Here is a 10,128-nt window from a genome sequence, read left to right on the forward strand (position 1 = left end):
GCCAAGCGGGGGGCCTCCGCGCGGGAGGCCCCCCTGTTCACGCCTGGGGGTTGTTGTTGCAGGATGCGGCTAGCTGCCGTTGACCACCGTGACCGTGCCGGCCGTGTTGGTGGCCACCATCAGGTCCACGGCCGCGGCCATGGACGCGCCCGAGCAGGCCACCACGATGTCGCCGGTGTCGAGGTTGTAGTCCTCCACCGCCTGGTCGAAGTAGCCCGAGGCCGCGATGGTCGCGACCAGGTCCTCGCTCCGGTAGATGAACAACTGCTGGCCGGGAACGCCGCCCATCAGCCGCATGTCTTCGCTCTTGTATGCCATGTCGTTTGCTCCTTCATGGATTGCGGGGGAGCCGCGCTCCCCCGGTTGGGGTTGGGATCGGCTAGACGATGGTCGCGTCGTCGTCGCACTGGATGGACACCACGCCGTCGGCGTCGATGAGGCAGGCCCCGGCGCTGAGCATGTGGTCCACGAGGTGGGCCGCCTTCTCCGGCACCCAGTCCATGAAGGCCTGGATGTCCTGGCCCTCGGCCAGGCCCAGGGCGTTCTTGTGGTAGATGTAGCAGGAGCGGGCGCCGTCGCTGACGGGCAGGCCGTTGTGGAACATCCAGGTGATGCCGAGCCAGGTGCGCGATTCCGTGCCCTTGAGCCAGGCGTACTGCTCACCCGCGAAGTCGCTGGACTTGAACTCCTGGATGTTCAGCAGCTCGTTCCACTGGTGCGGGCCGACCACGGCGAAGCGGTGGCCGTCGTCGGCCACGTCGCCCGCGTTGAGGATGCCGAAGGCCTGGAGGATCTTGTCCTTGGTCAGGCCGGTGGCCGCCTCGGCCACCACGTTGGTGGCCCCGCCCAGCTTGTCGATGAGCAGCTCGTCGATCTTGCGGCCCAGGGCCCAGGCCCCGGCGTCGGCCGCCACCTGCTTTTCGTCGAGCTTGTCCTTGATCTCGTCCAGCTTGTCCACGTATTCGGCGGCGTACCAGTCCGAGAGGGTGCAGGACACGCTGGTGTGGTCGAGGTTCATGAGCGGCACGTTGCCGTGGCGGGTCTTCTTGCCCGCCGCGCCCTTGCCGACCTTCTGGAACACGCATTTGGAGCCCACCACGCCGGTCTGGACCCGCACGGTGTTGCGCATCTTGGAGCCGCGCTCCTGATACGCCTGGTGAACGATGGCGCTGTATTCGGTGACGAACGCCTGATCGATGTAATTGGACATGTAGTCTGTTCTCCTTTCATTTTTGTCGTTGAAACCGCCGGGTCTCCGCTCGGGCGGACGCCGGGTGTCCGGCGGCGGGCGCGGAACCGTTCCGCGCGCGCCGCCGGGCCGGGGTCGCACCTCCGGGCCGGTCGCGGACACCATAACCCCGGTTTTCGGCTCAGGGAAAAACGGCAAAAATAAACAGGCGAGCGGGTAAAAAAGGCATAAGAAAGCGTGTTGACAGGGGGTCGAAAACGGCCGTCCCGGCCACCTTGCGGCAGCCGGGACGGAGAGCGGGAAAATACGGGAGCGGACGGAAGGCGGCGCTCAGCCAGCCGTTGAGAAAGGGGACCGCAGACTGTTCAAAAAGGGTGAGATGCTAGGCGCAAGAGAAGTTCAAGGCCGAATCGTACTCCCCGTACGCGAGGATTTGAACTTTTCGCAGCAACGACGCAGATCGCCGTTTTTCAACAGTCTGCTAGATGGGCAGGCCCTTGGACAGGCGGTATTCCTTCATCCGGTCGAGCAGCGCGGTGGGCACGTCGAGCCCGCCCCGGCCCTTGCCCAGGCTGATGGCGGGCTTGACCGAGCCGTGGAAGTCCGAGCCGCCGCTGACCAGCAGGCCGAGGCGGTCGGCCATGTCCTTGTACGCCTCGGTCTGGGCCGGGGTGTGCTCGGAGTAGTAGACCTCCACCCCGTCCAGGCCGTAGCCCATGAGCTCGCGCACCAGGGCCTCGGTCTCGTCGATCTTGAGCCCTAGGGCGAAGGGATGTGCCAGGATGGCCGTGGCCCCGATGGATTTGAGGATGCCGAGCGCCTTCTCGGGCCTGAGCTTGCGCTTGGGCACGTAGGCCCGGCCGTTGTCGCCCAGCCAGACCTTGAAGGCCTCGTCGATGGACGAGACCACGCCGAGCGCCAGCAGCTCCTGGGCGAAATGGGGACGGCCGATGGTCCCCCCGGCCCGGGCGGCCACCCGCTCGTAGGTGATGTTGATCCCGAGGGTGCGCAGCTTTTCCACGATCTCGTGGTTGCGGGTCAGGCGGCCCTCGATGACCCAGTCGAAGGCGGCCTGGAGCTCCACCGGGTTCTCCGGGACCCACAGGGCCACCACGTGCATCCAGCCCGCGCCCTCGGGCGACTCCAGGCTCAGCTCGCAGCCGGGGATGACCTCCATGCCCAGCTCGCGCCCGGCGGCCAGGGCCTCGGGCACGCCCTTGAAGGTGTCGTGGTCGGTCAGGGCGATGGCGTCCAGACCGGTCTCCTTGGCCAGCCGGACCAGTTCGGCGGGCGCGAGGGTGCCGTCCGAGGCCGTGGAATGGGTGTGCAGATCGATGCTCATGTGTCCTGCCTGGTTCGGGTTGAATCCCGCATACTAGCCGGGAAGGGGTCGCAGGTAAAGCGGGTGGGGGAAACGGAGCCCAAGGCCGGGCGAATAGGCCCCGGTTGCCTGCCCGCACGCGGCCGTGTATGGTCCGGGCACCAAGGAGGACGCCATGGCGCTCAAGAAGGAACTCGTGGAAATACTGGCCTGTCCCAAGTGCAAGGGCGGCCTCGTGGAAACGCCCGCCGGGGACGGGCTCGCCTGCAAGGCTTGCAAGGTGGTCTACCCGGTGCGCGACGACATCCCGGTCATGCTCGTGGACCAGGCCGTGCCCGAGGAGGCGTGGACCGGGTCGAAGTAGCTCCGGCCGCGAATGGGCTTTCCGGCTCCGCACCCGTTTTTCGGGTGCGGAGCTTTTTTTTCCACAGGCCCGCTTGACTGGCGAAAAAGGGTGCCTATCTTTTCGTTCAAGCAAGCGAAAAGGAGGACCGAATCATGGTTATCGATTTCAATACGCTCTACAATTTTCCTTCCCGGTTCGACCGGATGTTTCAGGAGTTCTTCAGGTCCCCCATGGGCGACGACCGCCGTTTCGCCTATCCTCCGCTCAATCTGAGCAACGATGATGAGGCCATATACGTGCGCGCCGAACTGCCCGGGGTGAAGATCGAGGACATCGAACTGACCCTGACGGACAAGACCCTGGTGCTCAAGGGCGAGCGTTCCGCTCCCCAGGGCAAGTACTATCGCCAGGAGCGCCCGAGCGGCGTTTTCAACAGGGTTATCAACATCGGCGTCCCGGTGGATCGGGACAAGGTCACCGCCGCCATGACCGATGGCGTGCTCACCGTGACCCTGCCCAAGGCCGACGAGGTCAAGCCCCGGTCCATCAACATCGAAATCGCCTAATTGGAGGTGCGGAAATGAGCGAGATCACCAAGAAGGAAGAACGGAACGTTCCGCGCTATCGGCCCGCAACCGACATTCTGGAACGCGAGGACGGCTTTTACATCTACATTGACCTGCCCGGCGTGAAGCGCGAGGACATGACCATCGACCTCCAGGAGGACGAGCTGACCGTCACCGGCGTCTCCCGCCTGGGCCAGGGCGAGGGCGAGCACTTCGTGGAAATGCAGTTCGGCGACAGCGAATACGTCCGGTCCATCTCCATCACGGACATCGTGGACCGCGAGCGCATCAAGGCCAACCTGGAAAACGGCGTGCTGGAGCTGCTCCTGCCCAAGGTCGAGAAGACCCAGCCCAAGCGGATCGAGATCCAGGCCGGATAACGTCTCAACGCAACCCCCTTGCTCCATAACGAGAGACCCCCGGTTCCGCGAGGAACCGGGGGTCTTTCGTTGCGATTCAAGCCCGGGCTATTGGACGTTCATGCCGTCGATGAGCTTGCGGAGCTCGTTGGAGAGGCGGGCCAGCTCGGCGATGGCCTCGGCCGCCTGGTTCATGCCCTCGGCGGTCTCGTTGGCGATCTGGTTGATGTCGTCCACGGCCCGGTTGATCTCCTCGCTGGCCGCAGACTGCTCCTCGGCCGCCGTGGCGATGGACTGGACCTGGCCCGAGGCGGCGTCCGAGAACTCCACGATCTGGCCCAGGGCCTCGCCGGACCGGTTGGCCAGGTCCGTGGCCTGGTTCACGGCCTCGGCCGCAGTGTCCACGCTCCTGATATTCTCGGCGGCCACGGCCTGGATGGCCTGGATGGCGGTGCCGACCTCCTTGGTGGCGGACATGGTCTTTTCGGCCAGCTTGCGCACCTCGTCGGCCACCACGGCGAAGCCCCGGCCCGCCTCGCCCGCGCGGGCGGCCTCGATGGCCGCGTTGAGCGCCAGCAGGTTGGTCTGGTCCGCGATGTCCTCGATGACGTTCATGATCTGGCCGATGTCCTTGGTCTGGTCGCCCAGTTGGCCCATGCTCTGCTTGAGCGTGACCGTCAGGGCGTTGACCTGGCTGATGGCGTCGGTGGCGCGGGCGACCACGATGGCCCCTTCCTGGGCCCGTTCCTTGGCCTTGGCCGCGGATTCGGCGGAGCTGGAGGAGTTGCGGGCCACCTCCAGGACCGTGGCGTTCATCTCCTCCATGGCCGTGGCGGTCTGGGTGGTGCGGTCGCGCTGGATGTCGGCCCCGCTGCTGACCTGATCGGCCTGGGAGGAGAGCTCGTCGGCCGCGCTGGTGACCTGCTCGGCGATGATCTGGGCCTCGTTGGCGATGCGCTGCATGGTGGAGAGCAGGTCCTGGGCCTTGGCCTCCTGGGCCTTGGCCTCGCCCATGGCCGCTTCGGCGTCGGCCTGGGCGCGCTCGGCCTCCTCCTTCTTCTGGGCGGCCTCGGTCATCTTGGCCTTGAGGTTGGCGACCATGGCCTCGATGGCCTCCTTGACCACGCGCAGCTCGGCGGCGAAGGCGCCTTCGGGCCGGGCGTCGAGGTCGCCCCCGGCCACGGCCTGGGCATAGCCCCGGATGCGGAACAGGGGGCCGACCACGTTCACCCGCACCAGGAAGGTGATGGCTCCCGCGAGCAGGAGGAGGATGAGCAGGGTCTCGCCCGCAGTGTAGAATTCGGAGCTGAGGACCTTGGCGTTGGCCGCCTCCAGCGAGGCGACGATCTCGAACGCGCCGTGAATCTCGCCTTCCTTCCAGCCCTCCCTGGTGCCGCCCAGGGGGTCCTTGCTCCCTGCGGGATCGCCGTGGCAGTAAAGGCAGTCCTTGGTCAGCCGGATGGGCCGGAAATATCGGATCAGGTCGTCCTCCACCAGAACCTTCTCGTCGAGGCCGTCCCGCTTCATCTCTTCAAGCACGGCCCGCTCCAGCTCGGTGGGCGCGTTGTCGGGATTGCGCGGCGAGACCTTGGGCACCCGGAACGCGTAATGCAGCTCCTCGGCCTTGAGCTTGGTCATGTTGATGGCCGTGATGATGGGCACGGCCTCAAGCAGGGATTCCCTGGAATCGAACTGGTCAAAGGGCTTGATGACGCCCATGGACAGCTTTTTGGACATCTCGTCGCGCGCGGCCTCGGCCATGAGCAGCACGGCCTTGCTCTGTTGGAGGATGTCCTCCCGGGCGCTCTGCTTGATCTGCACGACCTGCTGCACGGCCAGGACCAGGGCGATGACCAGGGGACCGGTCAGCGCCAACCCCAGCACCTTCCATTTGAGACTGACGTTTGCCAACATGAAAACCTCTCGGATCGAAGCCGGTGAATGGAAGTCGACAACCGCCGGGCGGCGGCCGCCGCAGAAAAATTAATGATAACCAGTGCCGGATGGCAAGGGTTTTCTATGGGTTCGGGCCCGACGGATCAGATGGCCCAGGTCTCCAGATCGATGAGCCCGAGCCGGGCCGCGTAGCGGATCAGCTCCACAGTGCTCTGCAACCCGAGCTTCTTCATCAGGTTGGTGCGGTGGTTCTCCACGGTCTTGGGGCTGATGAAGAGCTTGGCGGCCACGTCCTTGGCGGTCAGCCCCTCGGCCAGGTGGCGCATGACCTCCTGCTCCCGCGCGGTGAGGGTGGCGTAGGGCTCCAGGTCGTCGCGCACGCTGTCGGGTTTGCTCTGCATGAGCTTGAAGACCACTTCCTGGGACAGGGCGTTGTCCAGGAACAGGTCGCCCCGGACCACGGTCTCCAGCCCCTTGAGCAGGTTTTCGGCCGCCGATTCCTTGATAAGGTAGCCCACGGCCCCGGAGCGGAAGGCCTCGACGATGTAGTCGGCCTCGGAGTGCATGGAAATGATGACGAACCGGGTGCGGGGCAGGGCTTCCTTGAGCTCTCGGATCATCTGGATGCCGTTCTTGCCGGGCATGGAGATGTCCACCAGCATGATGTCCGGCAGGTGCTTGCGACCGAGCCGGAGGCCTTCGCCCCCGTTGCCGGCCTCGGCCACGACCTTGTAGCGGTCGTCCCTGCTGATGATGGCCTTGAGGCCCTCCCGGAACAGGGGGTGGTCGTCAACGATCATGATGTCCATGGTTCCTACTGCCTCCTGTCCCGTTCGAGGGGAATGGTGAAGACGACCCGCGTCCCCTTGCCGGGCAGGGACTGGATCTCCATGGTCCCGCCGTTGAGGCGGGCCCGCTCCTCCATGCTGCGGACGCCCATGCGGTTCTCTCTGGCGGCCTCGGGCAGCCGGGTCTCCAGGTCGAACCCCCGGCCGTTGTCCTCGATGCGCAGGATGATGTCCGGGTGGCTCTTCACGGCGCGAACCGTGACCTTGGTGGCGTCCGCATGCTTGACCACGTTGTTGATGCTCTCTTGCAGCATACGGTAGACGTTGATCTCCGCATCGCTTTCCAGTGTCCCACTTTCCATCCCGGCCGAAAAAAAGTCAATGAAAAGGCCTGTCCGTCGCGCCACCTCCTGGCAGTAGTTCTCCAGCGCGCGGACCAGGCCGAGCTGGTCCAGAGCCGGAGGGCGCAGGCCGTAGGCGATGGAGCGGACGTCGGCCACGGTCTTCTTGACCACCCTGGCCGCGGATTCGCCGCGCTGGAAGAGCTCCGCGTCCACGCCATCGTGCCCGTCGAACAGGGTCTTGAGCTTGAGGACGATGGAGGAGAGGTCCTGGGCCACGTTGTCGTGCAGGTCGCGGGCGATGCGCTGGCGCTCGGCCTCCTGGACGCGGATGATGTCCTTGGTCAGGGAGAGGATCTGCTCCTGGGCCTTCTCGCGCTCGGCCACCTCCTCCTTGAGCTTGAGGTTGGCCCGCGACAGCTCGGCCGTGCGCAGGACGATCCGCTCCTCCATCCTGGCGTGGATGGCCCGGAGCTCCGCCTCCAGCGACTTGTGGGCGGTGATGTCGGTCAGGATCGCCAGCTCCGCCTCGCGGCCGCCCCACAGGATAGACTTGACCCCGACAGCGACCCACTTGACGCCCCCGTCCCGGGTCCGCACCCGGCAAGTGACCGTCCGCCGAAAGCGCGGCGAGACCGGGGGCCCGTCCCCGAAATCGCGGATGAGGTGACGGTCCTCGGGCAGGACCAGTTCCAGGGGATCGCGGCTCGCCAGCTCCTCCAGGGTGTAACCGAGGATGTGGGTGGTGGCCTCGTTGATGAACAGAGGCTCGGCGTCGCGGCTGACGATGACGCCCTCCCGGGCGTTCTCCACCAGGGCGCGGTAGCGGCCCTCGGACTCCTTGAGCGCCTGCTCCGCCCGCTTGCGCGGGGTGACGTCGATGAGGGAGACGATGACCCGTGACAGGGTCTCGCGGTACTCGGGCGGCACGGCGAAATGCACGGCCACCCAGATGATGTCGCCATGGAAGGTGCGGTGGGTGATCTCGCCCCGGTACTCGTGCCCGCCCGAGGCCAGCAGGACCATCTCCTCGGCAAAGGCGGCCATGGAGCTTTCGGTCAGGACGCGATCCAGGTTGCCGAGCAGCTCGTCCCGGCCGGAGGCCCCGAGCATCTCCAGAGTGGCCCTGTTGACGTCCACCACGTCCACCAGGGTGGCGCATTTGGCCAGGTCCTCGGGATGGCTGGCGAAATGCTCGCGGAAATCGGCCACGCCCGAGGCCTTCAGCTCCTCGAAGAAAAACTTCAAACGGGTCAGGTCCTCTTCCCACAGGGAGATAGGCGAGTCCTCGAACAGGTCCCGGAAGCGCCGCTCGCTCCACTGAAGGGCTGTCTCGGCCTTCTTGCGCGCCGAGATGTCCCGGGCCACGCCGAGGTAGCCGATGGGCCTGCCGTCGCGGCCGAGCAACCGGCTGACGACCACCTCGGCCCAGGCCACGGAGCCGTCCTTGCGCACCAGCTCCAGCTCGGTGCGGTGGGTGACGTCGTACTGGCCGCGCTCCTCCAGGGCCCGGCGCTGGGCGCGCAGGTCCGCCACCAGCCGCATGGAGCCGGGGGTGAACAGGGCCCGATCCGGAAGGCGGCCCATCTCCTCCTGGGTATAGCCCCAGAGGTGACGGACGGACGGGGTGACGTAGGTGAAAGTCAGGTCGTTGTCCTGGGTCCAGACCACGTCGGTGATGTTCTCGGCCAGCAGCCGGTACTTGCGCTCGCTCTCCCGAATGGCCTCCTCCGCCAGCTTCTGGCTGGTCACGTCCGAAACCAGGCCCTCGATGGCCACGGGCGCGCCGTCCTCGTCCGTGACCAGGATGATCCGCTGGTGCATCCAGCGCACCTCCCCGGACTTGTGCACGCACTGGAACTCATAGGCCGGACGGATCTCGCCGCGCAGGATTTCCTTCCAGCATTCCTCGAAATATTCCCGCCAGTCCTCCTGCATGATGTCCCGGGCCAGCAGCGGGGTGTCCCGGTATTCCTGGAGGGTGTAGCCGGTCACCCGCTCCACCGACGGGCTCAGGTAGTCGTAGGTCCCCTCGGGCACGCGCATGCGGAAAAAGATGTCGCTGGTGGAATTCCGGATGAAGTTGAGGCTCTCGCGGGCCGTGGCCAGCTCGGACTCCGCCTCGTGGCGGGCCGTGATGTCGGTGAGCACGCCCTCGATGGCTATGGGCTTTTTATCACAGTCCCGCACCAGGGAGACGCGCTGGTTGAGCCACTTGGTGGCCCCGGTCGCGTCGATGATAGGAAAGTCGTACTCGGCCCGCACCGTGCCCGCCAGGTATTCGTCCCACCACAATTCCAGCACGGACCGCCAGTCCTCCGGGGCCAGGTAGCGGAGGAAGCGCGGGGTGTCGTAGAACTCCTGGACCGAAAAGCCGGTGATGGCGCTCACGGCCGGGCTGATGTAGTCGTACCGGCCGTCGGTGAGCCGCAGACGAAACAGGCAGTCGGAGATGTTCTCTGCCAGGAAACGCAGGTGCCGCTCGACGTGGTCCAGGGCGTTGCGCAACCTCCTGGCCTCGGACACGTCGCGCATGACCGAGATGACGTGGGTGAGCTTGCCGGATTCGTCCACCACCGGGTCGAACCGGCCCCAGACCGGCCACCGCCTCCCACCCTTGCTGCGGATGACGTACTCCCCCTCCCAGCTCTCCCCGGCCCGGAGGAGGGGCATGACCTGCTCCTGGTAGAGCCGCCGGGTCTCGTCCGGCAGGATGTGGCCCGGCGGGGAGTTCAGGACCTCCTCCCGACTGTACCCCAAGAAATCCGAAAAGGCGCGGTTGAAGAGCAGCGGCTTGAGCTCCGCGTTGCGCACGGCCATGGCCACGCCCGAGGCGTTCAGAAGCTGGCGGAACAGGTTGGGGTTGGACTCCAGCTCGGCGATCTGCTCCCGGAGCCGGGGCCCGGTTTCGGTGTCGTGCGTCATCTCATCCTGCCGGTTGAAGGCGGGGAAAGGGGGGGCTGCCGAAAGCGAACCCTACCCCATCGCCGCCGCGAAGAAAAGCCGCCTAGCGGGCCAGGCTGTTTATCCAGGACGCGGCCAGCCGGGCGTGGTCCTCGGCCACCTGCTCCATCCAGGCGGAGACGCCCGCTTCCGCCCCGGCGATCTCCCGGCTGCCCGACTCCGGGGCCAGGACGATGGTGAAGGGGCGTTTCCCCTTGTCGCGCAGCTTCTCCAGGGTGGCGATGAAGGGCCGCCATGCCCTGGTCTCCCGCCCGGTGACGATCCACAGGACCGGCATGTCGAGCCTGCGCAGCCGATCCGGGCCGGGCATGTCGGCCGGGCGCACCGCATCGTTGAGCAGACAGACCAGGAAGGCGGG

The 10,128-nt window shown here is 66.2% G+C and carries 10 protein-coding genes; 3 read left to right on the top strand and 7 right to left on the bottom strand.

Features of this window, described 5'->3' with window-relative positions; all coding sequences use genetic code 11:
- Positions 1-69 precede the first annotated feature (69 nt).
- The 3 genes from PHP91_RS16075 to PHP91_RS16085 all read right to left on the bottom strand — a co-directional run bounded on the left by PHP91_RS16075 (position 70) and on the right by PHP91_RS16085 (position 2,531).
- Positions 70-318 carry a hypothetical protein gene (locus PHP91_RS16075; protein ID WP_300143078.1) on the bottom strand — a complete coding sequence of 83 codons (249 nt, stop codon included), beginning with the start codon at positions 316-318 and terminating at the stop codon, positions 70-72.
- A 61-nt stretch (positions 319-379) separates the two neighbouring features.
- Positions 380-1,210, bottom strand: a complete 831-nt coding sequence (locus PHP91_RS16080; protein ID WP_300143081.1) for a phage capsid protein — start codon at positions 1,208-1,210, stop codon at positions 380-382.
- Between the two features lie 460 nt (positions 1,211-1,670).
- Positions 1,671-2,531 (bottom strand): PHP domain-containing protein, encoded by an 861-nt coding sequence (locus PHP91_RS16085; RefSeq protein ID WP_300143084.1) that lies wholly within the window; start codon positions 2,529-2,531, stop codon positions 1,671-1,673.
- A 154-nt stretch (positions 2,532-2,685) separates the two neighbouring features.
- Between PHP91_RS16085 and PHP91_RS16090 the strand changes: the two genes are divergently transcribed.
- The 3 genes from PHP91_RS16090 (at position 2,686) to PHP91_RS16100 (ending at position 3,802) form a co-directional block, all read left to right on the top strand.
- Entirely contained in the window at positions 2,686-2,874 is a 189-nt protein-coding gene (locus tag PHP91_RS16090) for a Trm112 family protein (RefSeq protein WP_300143087.1), read from the top strand.
- A gap of 134 nt (positions 2,875-3,008) precedes the next feature.
- Positions 3,009-3,422, top strand: coding sequence for an Hsp20/alpha crystallin family protein (locus PHP91_RS16095; RefSeq protein ID WP_300143090.1), 414 nt, complete (start codon positions 3,009-3,011; stop codon positions 3,420-3,422).
- A 14-nt stretch (positions 3,423-3,436) separates the two neighbouring features.
- Positions 3,437-3,802: an Hsp20/alpha crystallin family protein gene (locus PHP91_RS16100; RefSeq protein WP_300143093.1), complete on the top strand. Its 366-nt coding sequence runs from the start codon at positions 3,437-3,439 to the stop codon at positions 3,800-3,802.
- Between the two features lie 87 nt (positions 3,803-3,889).
- Here the strand turns inward: PHP91_RS16100 and PHP91_RS16105 are convergent, their stop codons facing one another.
- From PHP91_RS16105 to PHP91_RS16120, 4 genes are all read right to left on the bottom strand, one after another.
- Positions 3,890-5,695, bottom strand: a complete 1,806-nt coding sequence (locus PHP91_RS16105) for a methyl-accepting chemotaxis protein (protein ID WP_300143096.1) — start codon at positions 5,693-5,695, stop codon at positions 3,890-3,892.
- 125 nt (positions 5,696-5,820) lie between these two features.
- Positions 5,821-6,486, bottom strand: coding sequence for a response regulator transcription factor (locus PHP91_RS16110; RefSeq protein WP_300143100.1), 666 nt, complete (start codon positions 6,484-6,486; stop codon positions 5,821-5,823).
- A 5-nt stretch (positions 6,487-6,491) separates the two neighbouring features.
- A complete protein-coding gene (locus PHP91_RS16115) occupies positions 6,492-9,731 on the bottom strand; it encodes a PAS domain S-box protein (protein ID WP_300143103.1) in 3,240 nt (1,079 codons plus the stop codon).
- Positions 9,732-9,813: 82 nt separating this feature from the next.
- On the bottom strand, positions 9,814-10,128 hold a 315-nt coding region (locus tag PHP91_RS16120; protein ID WP_300143106.1), incomplete at its 5' end, for a hypothetical protein.

It is taken from the genome of Pseudodesulfovibrio sp. (genome assembly GCF_028692895.1).
Classification (GTDB): Bacteria; Desulfobacterota; Desulfovibrionia; order Desulfovibrionales; family Desulfovibrionaceae; genus Pseudodesulfovibrio.

What these genes read in the sequence shown, in the direction of transcription:
- PHP91_RS16075 (WP_300143078.1), bottom strand. Translation starts at nt 318, where the DNA reads ATGGCATACAAGAGCGAAGACATGCGGCTGATGGGCGGCGTTCCCGGC.
- PHP91_RS16080 (WP_300143081.1), bottom strand. Translation starts at nt 1,210, where the DNA reads ATGTCCAATTACATCGATCAGGCGTTCGTCACCGAATACAGCGCCATC.
- PHP91_RS16085 (WP_300143084.1), bottom strand. Translation starts at nt 2,531, where the DNA reads ATGAGCATCGATCTGCACACCCATTCCACGGCCTCGGACGGCACCCTC.
- PHP91_RS16090 (WP_300143087.1), top strand. Translation starts at nt 2,686, where the DNA reads ATGGCGCTCAAGAAGGAACTCGTGGAAATACTGGCCTGTCCCAAGTGC.
- PHP91_RS16095 (WP_300143090.1), top strand. Translation starts at nt 3,009, where the DNA reads ATGGTTATCGATTTCAATACGCTCTACAATTTTCCTTCCCGGTTCGAC.
- PHP91_RS16100 (WP_300143093.1), top strand. Translation starts at nt 3,437, where the DNA reads ATGAGCGAGATCACCAAGAAGGAAGAACGGAACGTTCCGCGCTATCGG.
- PHP91_RS16105 (WP_300143096.1), bottom strand. Translation starts at nt 5,695, where the DNA reads ATGTTGGCAAACGTCAGTCTCAAATGGAAGGTGCTGGGGTTGGCGCTG.
- PHP91_RS16110 (WP_300143100.1), bottom strand. Translation starts at nt 6,486, where the DNA reads ATGGACATCATGATCGTTGACGACCACCCCCTGTTCCGGGAGGGCCTC.
- PHP91_RS16115 (WP_300143103.1), bottom strand. Translation starts at nt 9,731, where the DNA reads ATGACGCACGACACCGAAACCGGGCCCCGGCTCCGGGAGCAGATCGCC.